The sequence below is a fragment of the Pseudomonas sp. Sample_11 genome (assembly GCF_004307505.1).
In the GTDB taxonomy this organism is placed as follows: domain Bacteria; phylum Pseudomonadota; class Gammaproteobacteria; order Pseudomonadales; family Pseudomonadaceae; genus Aquipseudomonas; species Aquipseudomonas atacamensis.
The window spans coordinates 37,420-59,264 of the sequence record NZ_RCOD01000017.1; the positions used below are offsets into that span (position 1 = coordinate 37,420).

21 protein-coding genes are annotated in these 21,845 nt (G+C 59.9%); 8 read left to right on the forward strand and 13 right to left on the reverse strand.

Annotation, left to right across the window (positions count from 1 at the left end; all coding sequences use genetic code 11):
- Positions 1 to 33: 33 nt before the first annotated feature.
- The 6 genes from D8U60_RS03600 to D8U60_RS03625 all read right to left on the reverse strand — a co-directional run bounded on the left by D8U60_RS03600 (position 34) and on the right by D8U60_RS03625 (position 6,875).
- Entirely contained in the window at positions 34 to 1,872 is a 1,839-nt protein-coding gene (locus D8U60_RS03600; protein WP_042609477.1) for an amidohydrolase, read from the reverse strand.
- Between the two features lie 40 nt (positions 1,873 to 1,912).
- Positions 1,913 to 2,539: an antibiotic biosynthesis monooxygenase gene (locus D8U60_RS03605; protein ID WP_130899484.1), complete on the reverse strand. Its 627-nt coding sequence runs from the start codon at positions 2,537 to 2,539 to the stop codon at positions 1,913 to 1,915.
- On the reverse strand, positions 2,532 to 2,945 hold the full coding sequence (locus D8U60_RS03610) for a DoxX family protein (protein ID WP_024012430.1): 414 nt from the start codon (positions 2,943 to 2,945) through the stop codon (positions 2,532 to 2,534). The genes D8U60_RS03605 and D8U60_RS03610 overlap by 8 nt, the downstream gene beginning before the upstream one ends.
- 112 nt (positions 2,946 to 3,057) lie before the next feature.
- Positions 3,058 to 4,800: a hypothetical protein gene (locus tag D8U60_RS03615; RefSeq protein WP_130899485.1), complete on the reverse strand. Its 1,743-nt coding sequence runs from the start codon at positions 4,798 to 4,800 to the stop codon at positions 3,058 to 3,060.
- Positions 4,801 to 4,913: 113 nt separating this feature from the next.
- The gene (locus tag D8U60_RS03620; protein ID WP_130899486.1) at positions 4,914 to 5,837 is read right to left on the reverse strand and encodes a LysR family transcriptional regulator; all 924 of its coding nucleotides are present in this window, start codon (positions 5,835 to 5,837) and stop codon (positions 4,914 to 4,916) included.
- A gap of 54 nt (positions 5,838 to 5,891) precedes the next feature.
- The gene (locus tag D8U60_RS03625; RefSeq protein ID WP_130899487.1) at positions 5,892 to 6,875 is read right to left on the reverse strand and encodes an MBL fold metallo-hydrolase; all 984 of its coding nucleotides are present in this window, start codon (positions 6,873 to 6,875) and stop codon (positions 5,892 to 5,894) included.
- Positions 6,876 to 7,111: 236 nt separating this feature from the next.
- On the opposite strand from D8U60_RS03625, the gene D8U60_RS03630 reads away from it, so the two are divergent.
- Together D8U60_RS03630 and D8U60_RS03635 are read left to right on the forward strand one after the other, a co-directional pair.
- Positions 7,112 to 7,543 (forward strand): AraC family transcriptional regulator, encoded by a 432-nt coding sequence (locus D8U60_RS03630; RefSeq protein WP_130899488.1) that lies wholly within the window; start codon positions 7,112 to 7,114, stop codon positions 7,541 to 7,543.
- A gap of 134 nt (positions 7,544 to 7,677) precedes the next feature.
- A complete protein-coding gene (locus tag D8U60_RS03635; protein ID WP_130899489.1) occupies positions 7,678 to 10,602 on the forward strand; it encodes a winged helix-turn-helix domain-containing protein in 2,925 nt (974 codons plus the stop codon).
- On the opposite strand, the gene D8U60_RS03640 is transcribed toward D8U60_RS03635, so the two are convergent.
- Both D8U60_RS03640 and D8U60_RS03645 read right to left on the reverse strand, forming a co-directional pair.
- On the reverse strand, positions 10,567 to 12,039 hold the full coding sequence (locus tag D8U60_RS03640; protein WP_130899490.1) for a winged helix-turn-helix domain-containing protein: 1,473 nt from the start codon (positions 12,037 to 12,039) through the stop codon (positions 10,567 to 10,569). The genes D8U60_RS03635 and D8U60_RS03640 overlap by 36 nt on opposite strands.
- A 90-nt stretch (positions 12,040 to 12,129) precedes the next feature.
- On the reverse strand, positions 12,130 to 13,080 hold the full coding sequence (locus tag D8U60_RS03645; protein ID WP_122610284.1) for a GlxA family transcriptional regulator: 951 nt from the start codon (positions 13,078 to 13,080) through the stop codon (positions 12,130 to 12,132).
- A gap of 220 nt (positions 13,081 to 13,300) precedes the next feature.
- Here D8U60_RS03645 and D8U60_RS03650 point away from each other — a divergent pair, with 220 nt between their 5' ends.
- Positions 13,301 to 14,023 (forward strand): pirin family protein, encoded by a 723-nt coding sequence (locus tag D8U60_RS03650; RefSeq protein WP_071171748.1) that lies wholly within the window; start codon positions 13,301 to 13,303, stop codon positions 14,021 to 14,023.
- A 41-nt stretch (positions 14,024 to 14,064) separates the two neighbouring features.
- Here the strand turns inward: D8U60_RS03650 and D8U60_RS03655 are convergent, their stop codons facing one another.
- Together D8U60_RS03655 and D8U60_RS03660 are read right to left on the reverse strand one after the other, a co-directional pair.
- A complete protein-coding gene (locus tag D8U60_RS03655) occupies positions 14,065 to 14,502 on the reverse strand; it encodes a hypothetical protein (protein ID WP_130899491.1) in 438 nt (145 codons plus the stop codon).
- Positions 14,503 to 14,751: 249 nt separating this feature from the next.
- Complete coding sequence (locus tag D8U60_RS03660) at positions 14,752 to 15,627, reverse strand: LysR family transcriptional regulator (RefSeq protein ID WP_130899492.1); 876 nt, start codon at positions 15,625 to 15,627, stop codon at positions 14,752 to 14,754.
- A gap of 111 nt (positions 15,628 to 15,738) precedes the next feature.
- Between D8U60_RS03660 and D8U60_RS03665 the strand changes: the two genes are divergently transcribed.
- The 3 genes from D8U60_RS03665 (at position 15,739) to D8U60_RS03675 (ending at position 19,056) form a co-directional block, all read left to right on the forward strand.
- Complete coding sequence (locus D8U60_RS03665) at positions 15,739 to 16,938, forward strand: YbfB/YjiJ family MFS transporter (protein WP_122700532.1); 1,200 nt, start codon at positions 15,739 to 15,741, stop codon at positions 16,936 to 16,938.
- A gap of 61 nt (positions 16,939 to 16,999) precedes the next feature.
- A complete protein-coding gene (locus D8U60_RS03670) occupies positions 17,000 to 17,998 on the forward strand; it encodes an NAD(P)H-quinone oxidoreductase (protein ID WP_122881480.1) in 999 nt (332 codons plus the stop codon).
- Between the two features lie 113 nt (positions 17,999 to 18,111).
- Positions 18,112 to 19,056 carry an alpha/beta fold hydrolase gene (locus tag D8U60_RS03675; protein ID WP_122700530.1) on the forward strand — a complete coding sequence of 315 codons (945 nt, stop codon included), beginning with the start codon at positions 18,112 to 18,114 and terminating at the stop codon, positions 19,054 to 19,056.
- 30 nt (positions 19,057 to 19,086) lie between these two features.
- On the opposite strand, the gene D8U60_RS03680 is transcribed toward D8U60_RS03675, so the two are convergent.
- A complete protein-coding gene (locus D8U60_RS03680; protein ID WP_122700529.1) occupies positions 19,087 to 19,416 on the reverse strand; it encodes a hypothetical protein in 330 nt (109 codons plus the stop codon).
- 186 nt (positions 19,417 to 19,602) lie between these two features.
- Here D8U60_RS03680 and D8U60_RS03685 point away from each other — a divergent pair, with 186 nt between their 5' ends.
- Positions 19,603 to 19,878 carry a hypothetical protein gene (locus D8U60_RS03685; protein WP_130899493.1) on the forward strand — a complete coding sequence of 92 codons (276 nt, stop codon included), beginning with the start codon at positions 19,603 to 19,605 and terminating at the stop codon, positions 19,876 to 19,878.
- Between the two features lie 127 nt (positions 19,879 to 20,005).
- Complete coding sequence (locus D8U60_RS03690; RefSeq protein WP_016774063.1) at positions 20,006 to 20,221, forward strand: hypothetical protein; 216 nt, start codon at positions 20,006 to 20,008, stop codon at positions 20,219 to 20,221.
- Positions 20,222 to 20,302: 81 nt separating this feature from the next.
- Here the strand turns inward: D8U60_RS03690 and D8U60_RS03695 are convergent, their stop codons facing one another.
- Together D8U60_RS03695 and rtcA are read right to left on the reverse strand one after the other, a co-directional pair.
- Positions 20,303 to 20,590, reverse strand: a complete 288-nt coding sequence (locus D8U60_RS03695) for a hypothetical protein (protein ID WP_122707059.1) — start codon at positions 20,588 to 20,590, stop codon at positions 20,303 to 20,305.
- A gap of 173 nt (positions 20,591 to 20,763) precedes the next feature.
- Positions 20,764 to 21,792: an RNA 3'-terminal phosphate cyclase gene (rtcA, locus tag D8U60_RS03700; protein ID WP_130899494.1), complete on the reverse strand. Its 1,029-nt coding sequence runs from the start codon at positions 21,790 to 21,792 to the stop codon at positions 20,764 to 20,766.
- Between the last annotated feature and the right edge of the window lie 53 nt (positions 21,793 to 21,845).

Consider the following 21,845-nt stretch of genomic DNA (forward strand, 5'->3'; position numbering starts at 1 on the left):
CGCCGGCCCTGATGCCCGGCGCTTTTTTCAAACTCAGAACGCGAAGCAGGAACAGCCGAACGCGCCCCAGAAACCGGCGAAATCGCTGACCGGCGCATTCGACATCCGCGCTTTTTCATGGCTGTGGGTGTGCACGGCGCATGGCCCGCTGCACTGGTGAACCTGCGCTTGCAACGGCGAGTTCGGGCGCCAGTGGCCCGGGACTTTGACTACCGGCGACCAGTCCGGTAGCACCGGAATCGAGCGCGGGCCGAGGTCTTCGAAGTCGCCGGCGGCGTAGACAATCTTGCCGCCGACCACGGTCATCACCGACTCGATCCACTTGATCGCTTCTTCTTCAACGCTGAAGAAGTCCGCGCTCAGTGCAGCGAGGTCTGCCAGTTGGCCGACACGGATCTGGCCTTTTTTGCCCTGCTCCGAGGAGAACCAGGCGCTGCCGTGGGTGAACAGTTCCAGCGCGGTGCTGCGTGGCAAGCCTTCTTCGTAGAGGGCCAGACCGCCAACGGTGCGGCCGCTGACCATCCAGTACAGCGAGGTCCACGGGTTGTAGCTGGACACGCGGGTGGCGTCGGTACCGGCGCCGACCGGCACGCCTTCGGCGAGCATGCGCTTGATCGGTGGCGTGGCTTCGGCGGCTTGTTTGCCGTAGCGATCGACGAAGTATTCACCCTGGAACGCCATGCGATCCTGAATCGCGATGCCGCCGCCCAGCGCTTTCACGCGCTCGATGTTTTGCGGAGTGATGGTTTCAGCGTGGTCGAAGAACCACGGTAGACCGTTGAACGGAATGTCGCGGTTGACCTTCTCGAACACATCGAGCATACGGCTGATCGATTCGTTGTACGTGGCGTGCAGACGGAACGGCCAGCGCTGTTCGACCAAGTGGCGCACCACCGGCTCGAGTTCCTGTTCCATGGTCTGCGGCAGGTCCGGGCGCGGTTCGAGGAAGTCTTCGAAGTCGGCGGCGGAGAACACCAGCATTTCGCCGGCGCCGTTGTGGCGCAGGTAGTCGTCACCCTGATGCAACTTGACGCTGCCGGTCCAGTTCTGGAAATCGGTCAGCTCTTCTTTCGGCTTCTGGGTGAACAGATTGTAGGCGATGCGTACGGTCAACTGATCGTCTTTGGCCAGTTGCTCGATCACTTGGTAATCGTCCGGATAGTTCTGGAAACCACCACCGGCGTCGATCGCACTGGTCAGGCCGAGACGATTGAGTTCGCGCATGAACTGGCGGGTCGAGTTGACCTGGTATTCCAGTGGCAGCTTCGGCCCCTTGGCCAGTGTGGAGTAGAGAATCATCGCGTTCGGCCGCGCGACCAGCATGCCGGTCGGGTTGCCGTTGCTGTCGCGCACGATCTCGCCGCCCGGCGGGTTTGGCGTGTCGCGGGTGTAACCGGCCACACGCAGGGCGGCGCGGTTGAGCAGCGCACGGTCGTAGAGGTGCAGGATGAACACCGGAGTATCCGGCGCGGCCTGGTTGATTTCTTCCAGGGTCGGCATGCGTTTTTCGGCGAACTGGAATTCGTTCCAGCCACCGACCACGCGCACCCACTGCGGGGTCGGCGTGCGATCGGCCTGGTCCTTGAGCATACGCAGCGCGTCGGCGAGCGATGGCACACCTTCCCAGCGCAGTTCGAGGTTGTAGTTCAAACCGCCACGAATCAGATGCAGGTGCGAGTCGTTGAGGCCAGGGATGACGCAGCGGCCCTTCATGTCGACCACTTGTGTGGCGCTGCCCTTGAGGGCCATGGCCTCGGCATCGTTACCGACGGCAACGAAACGGCCGTCCTTGATCGCCACCGCACTGGCCAGTGGTTTTTCCCGGTCTACGGTATGAAACTGGCCATTGAATAAAATCAGATCGGCGCTCATCGCAATTCCTCAAGCGAAAGTGAAAAGAAGCAAACCCCGCTCAACGCGGCGAGGTTTCTCGGGAATCGAGGTGTTCATGGGCTTGGCTGGCTTCCAGCCACGGGGTGAACAAACGGGTGACCGGCGGCATCACCACGTAGACCACCGAGAGGACGATGGTCAGGGTAATCAGGAACGTGGCGACCACGTAGTTGGACAGAAGCGGATGCAGCGCCAGCAGCGGGCCCCAGATCAGCGGCACCAGCAGGGTGTGCGGCAGAATCACCAACAGGGTGACAACGGCCTGCTTCCAGCGCGGCGGTGGCGAGCCGGCTTCGGCCAGCGGTGTGAACCAGAATTCATTGACCGGCGCGACTTCGGTCTGATCGCCATCGGCCAGCATCGGTGCGGCTTCAGCCACCAGCGCCTGACGCTCGGAGGATTCCAACCAGCCCTGCATCGCTTCGGTGGAGCTGAAGCGCAATACGCACGTGTAAAAATCCAGACGCCCGCGCTTGCCGCGCACCACGTCCACACCCAAATGCCCTTCGCGCTGCCCGGCGACGCGCACGATGTTGCGCAGCCATGCTTCATACGCCGATTCGAAACCGGTTTTGACCGAGTGTTTGATGATCAACGTGACGGTCTCATCGGCCCCCGGTGCTTGTGAATTGAGGACTTCAGGCATAACGCAGCACTCCGGGCAAACGAACAGGAATCGCCAGCCGTCCGGGCCCGGCGATCAATACGGTGGTGAAAAGAATCAACAGCAACCAGCCAAACTGCCCTTCAGCCACACTCCATTGCGGATGCACGACCAGCAGCGCCACGAGCAGTACAAAGAGAATAGGCAAGCAGGCCAAACGCGCCAGCACACCGGCGACGATCAGCAACGGGCAGAGGACTTCGGCGAAGATCGCCAGGATCAGGGTCAGGTGGGCGCCGAGATGGAACGGGTCTTCGATCAGTTGCAGCTGCGCGGTGAAGTCCAGCAACTTCGGCAAGCCGTGCACCCACAACAGAAACAACCCGCCGCTGACCCGCAGGAACAGCAACCCGATGTCGCGCGCCTGTTCATCCCTCGTAGCAATCATGACCCGACCCTTTGAATGTCATTGACGGGAAGCATGCCAATGACGGGCGCAGTTAAATTGCATGAATGTGCTTAGTTGCTACAGGTATCGAGACTGGCGGGTGGCGTCGGTTTCAAGGTAGTGAGCGAATGGTGTACTCCCGCGTTTGAAAGACCGTTGCCGCAGCCTCGTTCGGCACCTGATCCAGATTGACCATGAACCGGATTGAAAGCTTGCTGCCATCTTTGAGTAACCGCAGATAATTTGCCGAGATAGAAGCCACATAGCCGCCGTTTGTAACCCATGCTGCATGTACCATATTCGTAGTCACCACCCACATTCGCAGGTTATGCGCGCCAGTTGCGCTCTGCCCTTCCAGATAGAGCGAGATTCGCTGACTCCGGGAAATGTGCGGCCAGACTCCAAACTGCAGACTCCCCCCCGCTTGTACGTCTTTCAGATCAAGAATGTCACCATTGGCCTGAGTAATCACCGGCGCTACAAGATGTTCCAGTGCAATTGGCAGCACGTTGAGACGCAAGGGTCTTGAGGTCACCGGATCAGCACTGCCTCTTATGTACGAAAAAGTAACATTCATTATTTTTCCGATGCTGAATGCCACCAGCGATACAGGCAGCACCGTGCGGATCGGACGCGCAGTGCCGGCCGCAATCGGCGTGGTGCTGTGTGAGCCCGCAGCGGGCGTGCCCTCAGCAGCTGTCACCGTCACGAAAACCATGTCAGTGGGCAGCAAGTCGTCATTGACCACCGCTGTGAAAGTCGCGACTGCTCTCAGCGGATCAAGGGTGATGTTGTCGGGAGCCTCGGCAATCATCAGCGTCAGGTTTGACAGCACGACATTGATTCGCCTCGGACTTGAGGCACTTCCGGTTCCATCTGCCAACCGGACCGTAAATGCATGAGATCCCGCGTCCAGGTCAACCGTGTTGTACGTCCAGTTACCCGCGACAGGATCGACCGTGTCGATGCGAACAGGACCATCGAACACATCGATTGCGCCAGGGGCACTGCCGCTTAGAGTGACACGGGTGTAACGGGTATCCGTGCCATCGGGTACTTCTCCGTCCTGATCGCGTACCGACAATATTTTCGGCGCATCGGACGATTCTGTGAGGACGATGTAGTTACGATGGGCAAAAGGTTCGGCAAGGGATAGCTCCTCGCTGCCCTGCAGGCCGGCCATGAACTCCAGCGTCAGCACGCTGCGGTTTGCCAATCCTTGCAGTGGTGCGGCGGGAAAGTTCTGTTCGAAAAAACCATAGCGGTTGAATTCGTCATCGACCTTATTTTCCGGTGTTCGCCAATAAGGCGCCTCGAAAACGCTGCCATCGGCATTTGTGCCCTTGAGCCTTAGCCAGAAGGGGTTGCCGCGCCTGCCCAGCAGCCACGCATTGATACGCAAGGTGAAGTCGACCAGATCAATGACTTTCAGCTCGCGTCCCTGCCCGTCGTCTTCGGCCTGGCGGATGAACGGACGTGGTAGATCCAGTTGATTGATACGGGTTATGAACAGCGCTAGAGGCTCTGAAACAACGGGCGTCTCGGTGCCACGATAAAGGGTATAAGTGAAGCTGACCGTTCGGTTGAAGTTGAAGGCGATCAGGAGGTTATCAATGTGGGTCTGAAAGGGCCGTGCAAACCCTCCGATCGGTATCTGCGGAGACAGGTAAGACCCGAGACCAGGCGTACCAGCGCACTCAATAGTAATGACGTCTCCTTTCTGCCAGGGAAAGTCCACGCCCACCGTCAGGTTAGATCGAGCAGCATGCGGATCCAGCAAACCGTCCGGGCGACTTTCCTTGATCGAGGGTGGCGGCAAGTGGTCACTGTCAAGTGCAGGGATCAACGTGTCCATGTTCATGTCCTTTGAGGGCTAGCCTTCGGGGCTTCAGCCATCAGACATCGGAAGACAAAATCGCGCCACTGTCAGAACTAACAGGTTAAGCCGCCTTTCAGACGAGCGGTTGTTTACGACACAGGAATATCCAGCGGCGCCGACATGAACTGGCTAATGCGCGAGCGCAGCCATTTCTCTGCCGGGTCGTTGTCGTGCACCCCGCTCCACGCCATGGACAATTGCGCGGCATCGATCGGGAATGGCGGGTCTTCGGCACGCAGGGCGCAGCCTTCGACCAAGGCACAGGCGGCGTAATCCGGCACCGTGGCGATCATCTCGGTACCGGCGAGCAAGGCGCGCAAGCCGCTGAACTGCGGCACACCAAGAACTACCCGGCGGCAGCGGCCGATCTTGGCCAGATCCAGGTCGATATTGCCGCTCAGATCACCGGAGAACGACACCATTGCATGCGGACGCGCGCAATATTCGTCCAGCGTCAGCGGCCCCGGACGGTCGTCGCCGCGCAGCACTTTGCAGGGAATATCACGCAGCTTCTTGCGCTTGGCATTGGCCGGCAGATCCGTGGTGTAGCTGACGCCCACGGAGATTTCGCCAGAGGCCAACAGCGCCGGCATCAACAGGTAGTTGGCGCGGCGTACCACCACGACAATCCCCGGCGCCTCCTGCTGAAGCTGGCGCAACAGCGGCGGAAACAGACCGAACTCGGCGTCGTCCGACAGTCCGATGCGAAACACATCGCAACTGCTCGCCGGTTCGAATTCCTTGGCGCGGCTGACTGCACCGGAAATCACGTCCATCGCCGGTTGCAGCTCCTTGAGGATCGCCAGCGCCCGCGCCGTCGGTTCCATACCGCGACCGTTGCGCAGCAGCAACGGATCGTCGAACAGATCACGCAAGCGCCCCAGCGCAGCACTGACCGCCGGTTGGCCCATGAACAGTTTTTCGGCAACGCGGGTCAGGTTCTTTTCGAACATCAACGCTTCGAAAATCACCAGCAGGTTCATGTCGACGCGGCGCAGATCGTTACGGTTCATGGGCGTGGTTTCCTTATCGGTGTCAGACGCTTTTTGCCACTGGCGCTGGGCACTTTACTCGATCAACGGCACTTTCGCCGCGCGTTTGTAAGGGCCGTATTCCACCGGCACCCACTGGAAATGTTTGCCCTCGGCGGCGATGTGGCCGATGCCCGGGAACGGCAGATGCGCTGCCGTCACCCAGGTCTTGCTCGCTGCCGCAGCACTGAACACTGCCTGCCGACTGGCGATCGCTTGCTGACTGTTGACGTCGAAACCGATCGAGACTTCCGGGTGCAAGAACTGCACCGCGAGGTTGTGCACCAGATCGCCCATGAACACGATGCTCTGCTGCTGCGAGGTGAGGCGGTACGTGGTGCTGCCCGGCGTATGCCCGGCTTCGAGGGTTGCTTCGACCAGTCCCGGCAATGGCGACTGCCCGGCGGCGAACGTCTTGAAGCGGCCAGCGGCAACATAGGGCGTCGTAGAGTCCTGGGCTATCTTGAAAAACTCTTTGGCGCCGGCCGGAGCCTTGGCCAATGCTGCCGGATCAAGCCAGTAATCGGCCTCTGCCTTGGCCGCATAGACGGTGGCATTGGCGAACAGCGGCTTCTTCTCTGCATCGACCAGACCACAGACGTGATCGAGGTGCAGGTGGGTCAGCAAAATTGTGTCGACCTGCTCAGGCTTGTAACCGGCGGCCTGCATGTTGGCCGAGAGTTGGCCTGCGGTGGCGCCGATGCACTGCCCTGCGCCGGTGTCGACCAGAATCAGTTGTGTGCCGGTGTTGACCAGAAAGGCATTGAACGCCGTCTGCACGCCCGGGGTTTCAATCGAACGGCGTGCGAGCAGCGCGCGAATCTGACTCTGGCTCATGCCCTGCAACAACTTCGGCGACAAATCGTTGTAACCGTCGAACAACGCGGTGACTTCGTAATCGCCCACCGCCAAGCGGAAATAACCCGGCGCCTGAGTGCCCACCTGCGGTGCCTGCGCCATCGCGCCGGACATTGCCAGCATGACCGCCAGGGTCGTTGCTGCTTTCACCAAGCCTTTCATTGCATTCCCCTTTGAACCTGGCCAACGGCGGCCGTGCTTTGTCGACATCGTCGCGCAAAGCACCGGGCGCTGACTTGCAAGGATGTGCTGAGTTCCAGCCTGAGCGAGGAAATTAACAACGATTAACTCGTCAGCCTCACGCCCTCACCCAACAATGAAGCCCTCTGCGCAGCGTTGCTTTTTTGACCTGAGGGAATGCGCCGACCGTGTATTCCCCACCGACACGGACCTTGGCCATGGCTTATCTACAGCAAACCGTCGCCCTCGCCCCTGCCTGCGAACCGCGGAAAAACACGACTGGCGGACTCAGTCCACAGCGTGAACGCCAGATCAAACAGTTGATCCTCGATCGCTTGGGCGAAAGTCTCGAAGTGGCTGAACTGGCCCGTGCCTGCTCACTGTCACGCAGTCATTTCTCCCGCGCATTCAAGTGCAGCACCGGCCTGTCGCCACAGGACTGGATCCGCGCCCAGCGCCTGGCCCGGGCCAAGTTGCTGATCCAGCACACCGACCTCAGCCTCACGCAAATCAGCCTGGAATGCGGCTTCTGCGATCAGGCGCACTTCTGCCACATGTTCACCCGCAGCGAGGGCATCAATCCCTTCGCCTGGCGCTGTCGAGTCATGGATAAACCGAAAAACAACGCAGCGCAGCCTGCGGTGTTTTGACTGCTGCCGTTACGCCACCCGTTGCACTGATGCTCAAACCTGAGGATTATGCCCGGACACCCCGGATCAGACGGCCTGCGCATGCGCCAGGCACTGATTCGCCCTGTCCGCCGCGTCACCGCAGGAGCGCGCTGTTGAGCTTTTCCCCGAATCAGGCCATTGCGTTTGGCCCCTATCGGATTCATCCCGGGCAACGACTGCTACTTGAAGGCCAACAGCCTCTGCGCCTGGGACGGCGGGCGATGGACATCCTCCTGATTTTGCTGGCCCACGCCGGTGAAGTGGTGAGCAAACAGCAATTGATGGCCGGGGTCTGGCCAGACAGCGTCGTCGAAGACATCAATCTGCGCGTGCACATGGCGGCGCTGCGTAAGGCGCTGGGCGACGGACAGAACGGTCAGCGCTACATCGTCACCGTGGCGCAGCGCGGCTACAGTTTTGTCGCACCGATCGTGCTCGACAGCATCGAACAAAAACCGGCGATGCCCGTCGCCAGACACAACCTGCCGCTGCGCCGTACGCGAATGATTGGGCGCCAGCCCGTGATCGATCACCTGATCGCGCAACTGCCGCGCCGACGCTGCATCACTCTGGTCGGTCCCGGCGGCATCGGCAAGACCACCGTCGCCCTGCGCGTCGCCGAACAATTGCTCGACCAGTATCGCGACGGCATCCGCCTGGTGGACTTGGCGCCCATCGCCGATCCCGCGCTGATCGGCTCGCATCTGGCGACGCTGCTTGATCTGTCCGCGCCAGAAGGCGATGCGCAGGCTGGTCTGGTCGACGGCCTGCGAGAACGGCAAATGTTGTTGGTGATCGACAACTGCGAGCACTTGATCGATGCGGTCGCGTCGCTCAGCGAGCAGATTCTGCGCGGCGCGCCCAAAGTGCATATCCTCGCCACCAGCCGCGAGAGTCTGCGTGCTGAAGGTGAATTTGTGCAGCGTCTGGAATCGCTCGAATGCCCGTCCATGTCGACCCCGATGGAGCCGGTTCAGGCGCTGGGCTTTGCTGCGATGCAGTTGTTTGTCGAGCGCGCCACCGCAGCCAGGGAAAACTTCCGACTGAGCCACGCCGAGCTACCGCAGGCGATCGAAATCTGCCTGCGCCTGGACGGCATTCCGCTGGCTCTGGAATTGGCCGCCGCGCAGGTCAGCGAATTGGGCATGGACGGATTGCTCAAGCAATTGCGCGAGGGTTTGCCGCCATTGTCGGCCGGACACCACAGCAGCGCCGAGCGCCACCTGACCCTGCGCGCAACGATGGACTGGAGCTTTAACCTGCTCAACGCCTGCGAGCAAACCTGTTTGCGGCGATTGGGAATTTTCCGCGGCAGCTTCACCCTCGCCTCGGCGGCAGCGGTGGTCATCGGCCAACAGATCGACCCTGGCGCGGTGTTCACCGCTGTCACGCAACTGGTGGCCAAATCCCTGCTGAGCGTCGAAGTGGGCGACGAAGATGTTTTCTACCGGTTGCTCGATACCACGCGCCACTACGCACTGGAAAAACTCGAAAAGGCTGACGAGCTCAGCGCAACCCGCCAACGCCACGCCGAGCGCTGCCTGACACTGATGCAGCAGGCGCAGGCGGATTGGGACAATACTCCGACTGTATTGTGGATGGAGCGCTATGCCAGGGGGCTGGAGGATTTGCGCGCGGCGCTGGACTGGAGCCTCGACGGGCCGGGACCAGATGAGCTGGGCGTGCAACTGGCAGCCGCGTCGGCGCCTTTGTGGCAGGAGCTGTCGTTGCTGCGCGATTACAGCCGCTATGTGCGCCGGGCACTGAGTCTGCTGGAGGCTTCGCCAGCAGACTCGCTCCTGCCGCCCTGCCCTCGCCTGCAAATCGCCTTGAAACTGGCGCTCGGCAGCGCCAGCTATCACACCTGGGGCGGCACGCCACAAACGATCCAGGCCTTCGTCGACGCCTGCCGCTTAGCCGAAGAACACGGTGACTTGGCCGGGCAACTGCGTGCGATATCAGGGCATATGGCGGTCAATCTGAGTTGCGGGCATTACCGCATGGCTTTGGCCCAGAGTGAGCAATTCGACCGCATCGGCGTGCACGGCGAACCGCTGCTGTCACTGAGCACTCATCGCTTGCGGGTGTTGGCCCTGCATTATGCCGGCGACCAGCCGCAGGCCCGCGTACATGCCGAGCAGGTGCTGCAACGCATGGCGCACAGCGGCCATCTCAATCGCTTCACCCATGGCTTTGGCGTGCAGTACGACCAGAGCGTCGCTTCGCTGACGGTGCTGGCCCGGGTGCTGTGGTTGCAGGGTCTGCCAGAACAGGCATGGCGCGCGGCACGGCAGGCGCTGGATATTGCCGTGCAGATCGACCATGGCACATCGATCTGCTACACGCTGGCGCTGGCCAGTTGTCTGATCGCCCATTACAACGGCGACGCCGCCAACGCCCGCGCCTTGTTGCAATTACTGCTGGAGCAGTCGCAGAAGCATTCGGTGCTGCTGTTCAATAATTGGGGCCGGCAGTATGCGCTGGTGATTGATCCGGATAATGCCGCGCCGATATCGACGCAGAGCAGCGGTTTGATCCGGGAAGTGATGGTTACGCTGGATGAGCGTTTTGTCGATGATGCACTGGTGGAGCGCGCGCGCAATGGCGATGCGGGATGGAGTGCAGCGGAGATACTGCGGGCGCGGGCGGCGGCATTAGTGAAGGGTTCGGAGTGGCCCCTTCGCGAGCAGGCTCGCTCCCACAAGGGGTCGGTGTCGGGCGCAAATTCCGAGTTGTGCGCTGTTTCCTGTGGGAGCGAGCCTGCTCGCGAATCGGCCCGCTCAGACACCGCTGAAACTCGAGAAGCCGAACAAATCCTGCAACAAGCGCTGACCATCGCCAGAAGCCAAGGCGCGTTGGCCTGGGAACTGCGCAGCGCCACGGACCTTGCTCAGTTATGGCAACGCCAGTCCCGCCATCGCGAAGCTTTGGATTTGCTCAGCCCCATCTATCAGCGCTTCACCGAAGGCTACGCCACACCGGACTTGCGCAAGGTCTGCCGGCTACTCGACAGCCTGCGCGAGCAGTGTCCGGCGTGACGCATTGCGCGTGTGGCTGAAATAGCGCGCATGACGCTGTTGCAGTTCGAGCCTGTCGTCGCTGCGCTCAAAGCGATCACGAGCATAGCGGCGCACGGTGTTGAGCATCCAATAGCGCGCCGTTGCCCGGTTGGGTTCTTGAATGAGCAATGACTTGCGCGCCAACCCTTCGATAATTGCGCTCAACCTGGATCCCGCCAGATCCACGCTGCTGATCACGCTAAGTGCAGCCTCCAGAGTAAAGCCCGTGCTGAACACCGACAGACGCAGCAGAACACGCTGTTCCATTTCCGTCAGGTACTGGAAGCTCCAATCGATCGCAGCAGCCATCGACTGATGGCGCGGCTCCGCGGTGCGCCGTCCTTGGCCAAGCAACTGCAGACCGTTTTCAACCTGTGCCTGTAAACCGATCAAGCCCAGCGCGTCGATCTGCGCAGCGGCGAGCTCGATCGCCAGCGGCAGACCGTCCAGTTGACGGCAGATCTCGCGCACGCCTGACAAATCCTGTTGACGCAAACTGAAGCCCTGTTGCCGCGCTCGCGCGCGATTGACGAACAACTGCACCGCCGGATAGCCCATGGCTTCCTCGACGGAGTTCAATGTAGAGCGCTTGGGAATCGCCAGCAGCGGCACGTAATGAACGGCTTCCTGTGGAATGTGCAAGGCTTCGCGGCCGGTGACCAGAATCGACAGGCGAGGCACGGCATGCAACAGAGTCTCTACCAGAGTCGCGCAACTGTCGCGCCGGTGATCGCAGTTATCCAGCACCAACAAGGCGTGCCGGCCCGTCAGTGTGAAAAAGTCTGTGTTCAGGGTGTGCAACAGGTGGTCGAGCAAGAGCTTGTCATCTTCGAGCCTGGCAAGGTCGACCCACCAGGCGCCATCGCGAAAGTATTGCAGCAGCAACTCCGCCACGCGCAGTGCCACAGTGGTTTTGCCAACACCCGGCGCACCGGTAATGGTCATCAAGCGGCACACCGGCATTTGTCGAACCAGACTACCGATCAGGGCGTCGCGCCCACTGACTGGCGTCAGTCGTGCCGGAAGATTGTGCAGTGGCGTGAGGGCGGCAGCGGGCATGTGCAGCGCATCACTTGTGCCCTGCTCCAACGGGGCGACAAACCTGTAGCCGCACTGCGCCACGTGAATGATGTAACGCTGGCCGTTGGTGCCGTCGCCCAGTGCGCGGCGCAACGCCGCGATGTGCACCCGCAGGTTGATCTCTTCAACGATCGATGTCGGCCACACACGAGCAATCAACTGCTCTTTGCTGACCACCCGCCCAGCGTGTTCGAGCAGCACCTGCAGGATATCCATGGCGCGCCCGCCCATGCGTAGCGGCTGCTCGCCTTCAAGGACCAGACGTTGGCGCACATGAAAGGCGTAGGGGCCAAAACGCAGCACCGAACCTTGGCTTGTGTCGTTGTGATTATTCATGCCAAACATCTTGGCACTGTTGCGTGACGATACAACCGCCGGAGCCGACGCAGCACGGACATCCGGCTGCGTCTGACGGACAGAACCGCTCTAGCTGAACTGTTCGCGGTATTGTAACGGCGTAAGACCGAGCTTCTCGGCGAATAGCGAGCGCATGTGCCGAACGCTGCCAAAACCACTTTTGTAGGCGATGGTTTTCAGTGGCAGATCACTGGTTTCCAACAGGTTTCGCGCGCAGTCAATGCGGGCATTCTGCAGAAACTCCATCGGCGTCATGTTGATGTCACGAGCAAACAGGCGAGCAAAGTGCCGTGCGCTCATATTGGCCAATCCGGCCATGCGCTCCACTGTGAAGGGCTCATCCAAGTGTTCAAGTACGTAATTCTGCGCGCGGGTGATGGGCGTTTCTTGCGGTGAGACTGCCGCCATCAACGGGCTGAACTGCGCTTGCCCGCCCTGGCGCTTCATGACCACCAACAAGACCTTGGCGACGTCCTGGGCGATTTTCTTGCCGTGATCCCTGGCCACCACCGCCAGCGCCAGATCGATGCCAGCGGTCACGCCCCCCGAAGTGATGAGATTGCGATCCTCAACGTAGATCTGGTCGGTGGTCACCGTGGTTTTCGGGAAAGCCTTGATCAGGCGCTCGGTGTAGTTCCAGTGCGTGGTGACGCGATAACCATCAAGGAGGCAGGCATGGCCGAGGATGAATGCGCCGGTACAAATCGAACCGTAACGCTCCGCGCGCGGCACGGTTTTTTTCAACCAGCCAAACAGCTCGGGAAATCTCTGGTTATAGGCGCCGGGGCCGCCGGGCACCAATAACAGGTCATAGCGCTCGGCCGCCTCGTCGATGTGCAGATCAGCCTGAACCTGCACACCATTGGAAGCCTTGAGCAAGCCGCGCTCCGTCCCTAGTGTCGTCAGTTGATAGTGCAAATCAGGTTTCAGATAACGGTTGGCGACTGAAAACACTTCCAGCGGCCCGGCCATGTCGAGCATCAGAAAGTCGGGGAACAGCACCATTGCCACGGTTTTCATGGGAGGCATCACACATATTCAAGGGTCAAGACGCACGTTACAGCCGGGGCATTATGGCCAACTGAGTCGTGATGAGCGTAATCGAATACGTGAACCATAACGCAAAACTGTCAACCTGAGCCGGACAGTCTTTCAATTTCCATCTACTTATTGCCTCCCAAGGTAACCAGTAACCTTCTCCTCACTCGGACGAATTCACGTCCAGCCAGGAGATTTCATCATGCTGACTCTTCGCAAAGCCTCCGATCGCGGCCTCGCCAATCACGGCTGGTTGAAATCGTTTCACACCTTTTCTTTCGCCAGCTACCGCAACCCGCGTGAACAGGGGTTCTCCGATCTGCTGGTGATCAACGATGACCGGGTCGCCGCCGGCAAAGGTTTTGGCCAGCACCCGCACCGCGACATGGAGATCTTTTCCTATGTGCTCGAAGGCGCGCTGGAACACAAGGACACCCTCGGCACTGGCTCGGTGATCCGTCCCGGGGACGTGCAATTGATGAGTGCCGGCAGCGGCGTGGCGCACAGCGAGTTCAACCACTCGGCCACCAAGCCCGTGCACTTTCTGCAAATCTGGATCGTGCCGGACGTCAGTGGCGCCAAGCCGCGCTATCAACAGGAACACTTCAGCGCGCAGAAAAAACGTGGTCGCCTGCAACTGATCATCTCGCCGGACGGTAGCAACGGTTCTCTGAAAGTCCGTCAGGATGCGCGGGTCTACGCCGGGTTATTCGACGGCAAGGAAAGTGCCACGCTGAAATTGCCGGCCAATCGTTACGCCTACGTGCACGTTGCGCGTGGCAGTGTCGAACTCAATGGCCAAGCCTTGCAGGAAGGCGATGGCGTGCGGGTTCGTGAAGAACAGCTGCTCACTTTGAGCAACGGGGTCGATGCCGAAGTGCTGGTGTTCGACTTGCGCCCTCAGGAGTTGCCGGAAATGCCATGATCTGGCGCGATGCAGAACGGCCTTCCAATGAAGGCCGTTTTTTATTGCGGCGGCACTGTTGAGGGCTGTACGACCGGTTTGGGTGACGATACCTCTTTGCCAATCTGAATCGCTGCCAGCGTGGTCTGTATGGTGGTCAACACCGCCGCCTGATTGGCGAAATGTGCGCCAACAAGCAAGGAAGCCACGCCGAGGAAATGCACAGTGGTGGCAGCCCAGTAATTGGCCTTGACCGTCGATGCCTGTCTGATCGCTTCCCGCGATTCGTCGGCAATTTTCTGCACGCCCATCCACATCAGGTCATAACGCTTGTCCCGTTCCTGTAGTGCCTTGTCCCGTTCAAGATAGACCTTGTCCCGCTCTGCCTGAGCAGCCAGGAACCCGCGAATGTCGGCGCGCATTTCTGCCACGCGGCCATCCATCCTCGTCTCGATGGTTTCTATCCTGGCATCGAATTCTTCGCGACTTATGCTGGTCATGATTTGCCTGTCCCGCCCCGCGTCCGATCTGTCCGTGACTGCATATTGATTCACTTCCCTGATTTTCAATTCGGCACCTTTCCATGGCTACGCGGCCTTCCCTGGCTCTTCGTTTCGATGCGTAACTGAGGTTCGCATCGAGCTGCAGTCACAATAGAACTCATCACTGCCTACAACAAGCCGGCCCATTCTGCCTCGGACGTAGGCTGTTTCGTCAGACGTTGTAGCCTCGGCAAAGGCCTGAACTCACTATTGGTTTTCCGGCGCAAACGCCTCCACGATCTGCTCGATCACGGCCCGTACCCGCGCGGTGTGGCGCAAGTCGGCGTGGGTGACCAGCCAGACTTCATACGGCTGCGGCCGGGTCCGCTCCGGCCAGAGTCTGACCAGGCCGTCGCGTTCGCCCATGTACACAGGTATCTCGCCTACCCCGAGGCCAGCGGCAATAGAACGGCGCACCAGAAGGCTGGAGCTGAGCGTGGTGACGATGCGTCCGCGGGTCAACGGTTCAGAGACCAGCGTAAGGTCTTTTTTGCTCTGTAAGTACGGCTGATAGACCACCAGATCATGGCCCTCGAAAGCGCTGCCGGGCTGCGGTTCTCCATGGCGCTCGACATAGGCCTGTGCTGCGAAAAGTCCTACAGGCCAACGGGCGATCCGTCGAGCGATGAGATCGGGGTTATCCGGCCGGGTATTGCGCACCGCGATATCGGCCTCGCGCTTGGCCAGACTGAGGATTTGCGTCGACGCATCCAGCTGGATCTGCACATCTGGATGTTGATCATGAAGGCGCGCCATTGCCGGAATGATGAAGTCAATGGCCATCGAGTCGGTGGTGCTGACCCGTACGTTACCGGTCAGACGGTCATCCAGCCCGTGGATGTGTCGCTCCAGTTCCAGCGCCGAATGCTCCATTTTTTCCACACTTTTACGCGCCGCTTCACCAACGGCGGTCAGCGCATAACCGTCGGAGGTACGCAGGAACAGCGTCGCGCTCAATGCCTTCTCCAGCGCAGTAATGCGCCGTCCGACCGTGGCCTGATCGACGCCCAGAACACGCGCAGCCCCGCGCAATGTCGACTCGCGACAGACCGCCAGAAACACTCGCGCATCATCCCAATTCATACTGATCCTCTTTGAAGCATTTTTGCATCACCGTGCCGCTTAATCGCTGCGTATGCGCAGCAACCATAGCCGATAAGCTGAGCGTCATACACCTCTTGTGAGATCGCGATCATGCGTACTGCAAACTCTACCGGCATCTGGCTGCCGATCTTCGCCGGACTTTGCGCCAGTCTGGTCAGCATTGGTCTGGCGCGTTTCGCTTACACGCCATTGATCCCTTCGCTGATTCAGGCGCAGTGGTTTTCGGCCAATGATGTCGTCTATCTCGGCGCGGCCAATCTGGTCGGCTATTTGATCGGCGCCCTGCTCGGTCGGCCCATGGCCCATCGACTGGGTAACCGCAACGCCTTGCGCCTGATGATGCTCGCGGTCACGGGAGCATTCTTTGCCTGTGCTTATCCGCTATCGGTGAGCTGGTTCTTCGGCTGGCGTTTGCTGTCCGGGATTGCTGGTGGCGCAATCATGGTGTTGGTCGCGGCAACCGTGCTGCCTCATGTTCCGGCTTCACGCAGAGGCTTGGCCAGCGGCGCAATCTTCCTGGGCATCGGCCTGGGGATTGCCGGTTCCGGAACCATCGTGCCGCCGCTGCTGGCTCTTGGCTTGCAGGCAACTTGGCTGGGACTGGGCGCGCTGGCGTTGTTGCTGACCGCGGTGAGCTGGTTCGGCTGGCCTGCGGATACCACGCATGCCGTGGCTGCGCACGCAACGTCGACTGATGAGCCAACACCGTCGGGCGTCTACCTGTTATTCGCTCAATACGCGTTCATGGCCGCCGGGCTGGTGCCTGCAATGGTGTTTCTGGTGGATTACGTGGCGCGCGGATTGGGTGCCGGGGCGCATATCGGCGCAATGGTCTGGGTCATGTATGGCTTGGGGGCGATTGTCGGGCCGGTGACTTACGGGTTTCTGGCTGACCAGCTTGGCGCCCGCACTGGTATTCGACTGGTGTTGGTAGTGCAAGCCATCGCCCTCGGTTTGCTGGCCGTCTCCCATTCATTTCTGGCGCTGGCTTTACTGGCGGTGATTCTCGGCTCGTTCCCGCCGGGCATCGTGCCGCTGGCCCTGGCCCGGGTGCATGAACTGGTGCCGTCGCATCACCGCCAGCAGATCGCCTGGAGCCGTGCCACTGTGTCATTCGCAACCTTTCAGGCGCTGGCCGGGTTTGCCTATTCGGCATTGTTCAATGCCTCGGGCGGCCAGCACACGCTGCTGTTTGTGATCGCCGCTGGCGCGATCGTCGTCGCTCTACTGCTGGAGCAAGCCATGCGCTGGCTGCCCTCTACAACTGAACCACGTTGCGCGGCGAACTGAAGGGAATCATTGCGCGCTGCCAGCGTTCCCATCTACACGACCTTTTTCACAGGAATCGACAATGTCACTGCCCAACGAAATGACCCGTATTGAAATCACCGAACCCGGCGGCCCTGAAGTATTGCAAGCCAGGCGCGTGCCTCTGCCGACCGTTGCCGAAGGCCAAGTGCTTATCCGCGTTCACGCTGCCGGCATCAATCGTCCGGATGCCTTGCAGCGCGCCGGCAAATATCCGATGAAACCCGGGATGGACCCGATTCCCGGCCTGGAAGTGGCTGGCGAAGTGGTTGCACTGGGTCCCGGAGTTACGCGGTTCGCTGTGGGCGATCGTGTGTGCGCACTGACCAATGGCGGCGGATACGCCGAGTATTGCGCGGTACCAGCCGGCCAGACTTTGCCTGTGCCGGATGGAGTCGATTGGGTCCAGGCCGCCGCGATTCCGGAAACGTTTTTCACCGTCTGGGCCAACCTGTTCGGCCTCGGCGGTGCCAAGGCCGGCCAGCGCGTGCTGATTCACGGCGGCACCAGCGGCATCGGTACCACCGCGCTGATGCTCTGCCGTGAATTTGGTATTGAGGCGTTCGCGACCGCCGGCAGTCCTGAAAAATGCGCCGCAATCAGTAAACTTGGCGGGCAGCCGATCAACTATCGGGAAGAAGATTTTGCCAAGGTCATTGCCGAGAAGACCGCAGATCAAGGCGTGAACGTGATTCTCGACATCATGGGTGGCTCGTATCTGAACGGCAACATCAGCGCACTGGCGATGGACGGCCGACTGGTGATGCTCGGTTTCCTCGGCGGCGCCCGCGCCAACGACATCGATCTGCTGGCGATCCTCGGCAAACGCGCGGTGGTCACCGGTTCGCTGCTGCGCGCGCGTACCGCTGCGGAGAAAGCCGCCATCGCCGGTCAACTGCAAGAACACGTTTGGCCTGCCCTCAGCGCCGGGCGCTGCCTGCCGATCATCGACAAGGTTTACCCGCTGGCTGACGCGGCTCAGGCCCATGCCCGCATGGAGGGCGGCGATCATATCGGCAAGATCGTCCTGCAAGTGGCGTGAGTGATTGCAGCATCTTGTAATCGTTGCACATGCACGGTGGTCGAAAATAATCACGCGCAGACCGAGGCATCTGGTAAAAAGCGTTCTTTGTCTGCGCCGTGGTGAAACGATTAATGTTCCTGTCCTTGCTGACTCGTCTGCGACGCCGCCGCTTGGCATTCGCCATGATGGCCGCGCTGATCATTGGCGTGCCGACGAGTTGTGCGGTGCTGGAACACACCGAGCGCAAACTGCTTTTTCGCATTGAGCCGGGCACTGCCGGCTGGTATCGCGGACTGCCCGGCAGCGTTCAGGAACTCGATCTGCAACCGAAGAGTTTCAAGGCCGGGCAGAACATCCATGCCTGGTGGTGGCCGGCGGAACGTGCCAATGCCCCGGCAATCCTTTACTTGCATGGCGTGCGCTGGAACCTCACCGGGCAACTGTTTCGCATAGAGCAACTACGCGCGGCGGGCTATTCGGTGCTGGCCATCGATTATCGAGGGTTCGGACAAAGCAAGGGTGATTTACCATCCGAAAGCAGCGTTTATGAGGATGCCCGCGTGGCCTGGGAGCGCTTCCAGTTGCTGCAACCGGACCCGAACAAGCGCCTGATCTACGGCCACTCTCTCGGTGGCGCGGTGGCGATTGATCTGGCGGCCGAACTGGGACAGAACGCGGCGCGCAACCACACACCTCTGCCGGTACGCGGTCTGGTCATCGAATCAACCTTCACTTCCCTGGCCGATGTCGCTGCCGCCGTGGCGAACACCTCGCTCCCGGTGCGCTGGTTGCTGTCGCAAAAATTCGATTCCATCGACAAGATCGCCGATATTCATATGCCGCTTTTGGTGGTGCATGGCCTGGCTGATGCCTTCGTGCCGCCGCGCTTCAGCCAGCAGCTGTTCAATGCCGCTGAGCAGCCCAAGCGCCTGTTGCTGGTGCCCGGAGCAACGCACAACAACAGCATGGCGCTTGGCGGTCAGGGGTATCGCAAGGCTCTGGATGCGTTGATGCAGAGCAAGCCGTTGCCGCGGGTGGCCGGGCCAGCCGTCGCCAAGGGTTCTGGCGATTCCTAAGCTGTGTTACCAGTGCTGGATAAAGGGGCATCAGCGCCGAGCCAATTCGTGGCGTACGCATTGCTCATAATAGGTCTGCTTGACCGCTGCCGGTTTGAGCTTGGAACTGCTGTTGTAGGTCTGCTCGGTAATCCCCATCGCGGTCATGCGCATCCAAGGCTGCTGGAACCGGCGAACCTGCAATTGCTTGCGCGCGCCATACAATGAAACTCCTGACAATTTCGATCGCTGCGCCCCGGCAGCGATATCCGAGCCCCAAGTGCAGGCAAAGCGATGGCCTTTGCTTAACTCTTTTGCCTGCACTCCCGAGGCGATCAAAGCCAGGGAAAGCATCGTAACGGTGATGACAATCGTCCGCATATAGCCAGCCTAACCTTTTGAAAAAAGGCGATTTTGCCGGGGCGAAATGTCTCTGGGGGCCAGCAATTTGCCTGCTCTCAGGATTTTTCTCATCAGGGTGAAATTCGCCGTTCGTCCAGTACCGCGCACCTTCGCCAGACAGGCCTATCCAACGCTGTACATCCCACCGCGCAGAAGGCCCACGTGATGAACAAGAAAATTTTCGCCCTGTCGTTTTTCAGCCTGTGCCTGATCGGCCCGATTCACGCTTCGGCAGCCGAATCCACGGCGGGCGCAGCAACCCCTGCCACGGCCTTGCCCGGCGTCAATCATGCAGAAAGCTCTCGCGACCATGACGAGAAGGCGAACAAGAAAGGCGAAGAGTCCTCAGGCGCCAACGCGGGATCAGAGCCGCATGAGACAGAAAAGGATGCCGCGACGTCGAGCGATTCCGAAGACCTGGATAAAAAAAACGCTCAGTAAGAGTGGATTCGCTTTTAGTTACGAAAACCCGACAGCGAAACTAGCGCAACACCGGGTGATATCAATATGATGCGCGCACTGGCCGCCATAGAGGGCGGCCAGAGGAAAATACATCCAAGGAATGCAAATGAAAGATTTCGTCATCGGCGTCAACAACATCGTTCTCTACATCGCATTGGCGGTCATCCTGATCGTTTCCCTCTTCATGATGAGCCAGAGCTTTCTCTCGGGTCTCGGTATGTTCGTAGGCGGTACTCTGGGCTGGTGCATCGTCTCCGGCTTCTGGTTCGTGCAATCGGCGACCTATGAAGAACTGCGCAAGTTGAACTCGAAAACCAACTGATCTGCGCCGAGTATTCGTTAAAGAAAAAAGGCCAATGTCATCGACATTGGCCTTTTTTTTAGCGGCGAAGAGACTGGTTCGTCATTGTTTGGTGCACTGAGCGCCAAGTCCCATGCCCATGGAACCCAGAGCTACCATCGGGCCGCTCGGCAGCTCGCACATATACTCACCGCTTTCGGTTTGAGCGGTATAGAAAGTTGTATTGAAGTCACTGCGGATGTTGGAAACCTTGATCACGGGTTTGCCGATGGTGGTCTGTGCGCGATTCTTGAGATCACTCTCCCCGGGCTTTACGGTCTGGCATCCAGTGACCGCGAGGACCAGTGTTGCGATTAAAGCGAGAACCGGAATAGTCCTTGATGAGTTCATTGCAGATCGACCTTTTTGATTTTGTACCGGAAAAATTTGACAGTCAGCTGCCAAGCGACAGGACTTTAAGGTCGAGCCGGAACAGGGGCAATTAGGTCGGATGTGCTAATGGCTGAGGGCTAGTGGCGCTCTCGGTGAAGTTTTGCGACCGCCTTCGGGATCGCAGGTCGCTACTAATGAGTTTGTGAAACTGCTATCCGCAAGCGATCACTGCCCTCCTCCTGGCAATCGATACGGACGGGCAAAAACAGCTGGATGACTTCAATGTTGCTGCGCAAATGATCAGTCATGCGCGGCGTGGTGAACGATCCACCACCGGCCAGCGCCATCGGCAACAGCAACTGATCGGCCAGATGCTCAGCCACCGCAGCACCACTACGCAGCCAGTCAGCAGCCTGATTGATCGCGGCATCCGCTACTTTCTCAGCGCGTAACGACACTTGGCCAAATGCGCTGAACACTTCAGTGACGTGTTCGAAAACGTACTCCAGCAATAATACATTGCCCGGGCCGCGCGCCGGATCAAGCGTCACCGCTTGCAGCGCCTCCGCAAGCCAGTTCAACCGCTTGGCCACTTGGCTCAGTTCTCGCTGAGCGACGGTAGGCGCAAGTCCGGCAGTCAGCGCCAGAGCCTGCCGTGAAATCGCCTCGCCGCGCTCACACACATCCAGTCGCGTCAGGCGCGACGGCTGCACCGTCACGGCAATCTCGCCACCGCCAGCCGGTACGAAACCATGACGCAGCAACTCCAGCTCGACATTGCCGCCCATGCGCCGCAGCAGCGGTAGCCAACTGCGCGAGAGGAAATCCGTCGGCGGTGCCAGCGGATTGTGGGTGCCACCGGAGATCGTCACTCGGCTGGCCTGCGGCGCCTGCAACAAGGCTGGCAACAGCGTCTGTAGCACCAGCGTGCAACTGCCCGCCGTGCCAATAGCGAACTGAAAGTTGCCTCCGCGAATCTCGTCCGGTTCGAAGCTCAGGGCTTGCGACCCCAGATGCGCACCAGATATCTCTGCACCACAAACCTCGGCCGCCGCCATCACGGCTGTCAGATGCTGACGCAGCAATCCCGGACGACTGCGTCTGGCGCGAATTTGTTTAATGCGAAACGCCCGGCCTGTCACCATCGACAGGCTCAGGGCACTGCGCAACACCTGGCCACCACCAATGGCGCCGTCCAGTTCAATTACATCCTTTTTCATTGCAATTCCTTACGCGTACAGCCTGACGGTGTTCCTGAGGTACCGTTTAGCCG

Coding starts and splice junctions, on each gene's coding strand:
- D8U60_RS03600 (WP_042609477.1), bottom strand. CDS start 1,872: ATGAGCGCCGATCTGATTTTATTCAATGGCCAGTTTCATACCGTAGAC.
- D8U60_RS03605 (WP_130899484.1), bottom strand. CDS start 2,539: ATGCCTGAAGTCCTCAATTCACAAGCACCGGGGGCCGATGAGACCGTC.
- D8U60_RS03610 (WP_024012430.1), bottom strand. CDS start 2,945: ATGATTGCTACGAGGGATGAACAGGCGCGCGACATCGGGTTGCTGTTC.
- D8U60_RS03615 (WP_130899485.1), bottom strand. CDS start 4,800: ATGGACACGTTGATCCCTGCACTTGACAGTGACCACTTGCCGCCACCC.
- D8U60_RS03620 (WP_130899486.1), bottom strand. CDS start 5,837: ATGAACCGTAACGATCTGCGCCGCGTCGACATGAACCTGCTGGTGATT.
- D8U60_RS03625 (WP_130899487.1), bottom strand. CDS start 6,875: ATGAAAGGCTTGGTGAAAGCAGCAACGACCCTGGCGGTCATGCTGGCA.
- D8U60_RS03630 (WP_130899488.1), top strand. CDS start 7,112: ATGGCTTATCTACAGCAAACCGTCGCCCTCGCCCCTGCCTGCGAACCG.
- D8U60_RS03640 (WP_130899490.1), bottom strand. CDS start 12,039: ATGAATAATCACAACGACACAAGCCAAGGTTCGGTGCTGCGTTTTGGC.
- D8U60_RS03645 (WP_122610284.1), bottom strand. CDS start 13,080: ATGAAAACCGTGGCAATGGTGCTGTTCCCCGACTTTCTGATGCTCGAC.
- D8U60_RS03650 (WP_071171748.1), top strand. CDS start 13,301: ATGCTGACTCTTCGCAAAGCCTCCGATCGCGGCCTCGCCAATCACGGC.
- D8U60_RS03655 (WP_130899491.1), bottom strand. CDS start 14,502: ATGACCAGCATAAGTCGCGAAGAATTCGATGCCAGGATAGAAACCATC.
- D8U60_RS03660 (WP_130899492.1), bottom strand. CDS start 15,627: ATGAATTGGGATGATGCGCGAGTGTTTCTGGCGGTCTGTCGCGAGTCG.
- D8U60_RS03665 (WP_122700532.1), top strand. CDS start 15,739: ATGCGTACTGCAAACTCTACCGGCATCTGGCTGCCGATCTTCGCCGGA.
- D8U60_RS03670 (WP_122881480.1), top strand. CDS start 17,000: ATGTCACTGCCCAACGAAATGACCCGTATTGAAATCACCGAACCCGGC.
- D8U60_RS03675 (WP_122700530.1), top strand. CDS start 18,112: ATGTTCCTGTCCTTGCTGACTCGTCTGCGACGCCGCCGCTTGGCATTC.
- D8U60_RS03680 (WP_122700529.1), bottom strand. CDS start 19,416: ATGCGGACGATTGTCATCACCGTTACGATGCTTTCCCTGGCTTTGATC.
- D8U60_RS03685 (WP_130899493.1), top strand. CDS start 19,603: ATGAACAAGAAAATTTTCGCCCTGTCGTTTTTCAGCCTGTGCCTGATC.
- D8U60_RS03690 (WP_016774063.1), top strand. CDS start 20,006: ATGAAAGATTTCGTCATCGGCGTCAACAACATCGTTCTCTACATCGCA.
- D8U60_RS03695 (WP_122707059.1), bottom strand. CDS start 20,590: ATGAACTCATCAAGGACTATTCCGGTTCTCGCTTTAATCGCAACACTG.
- rtcA (WP_130899494.1), bottom strand. CDS start 21,792: ATGAAAAAGGATGTAATTGAACTGGACGGCGCCATTGGTGGTGGCCAG.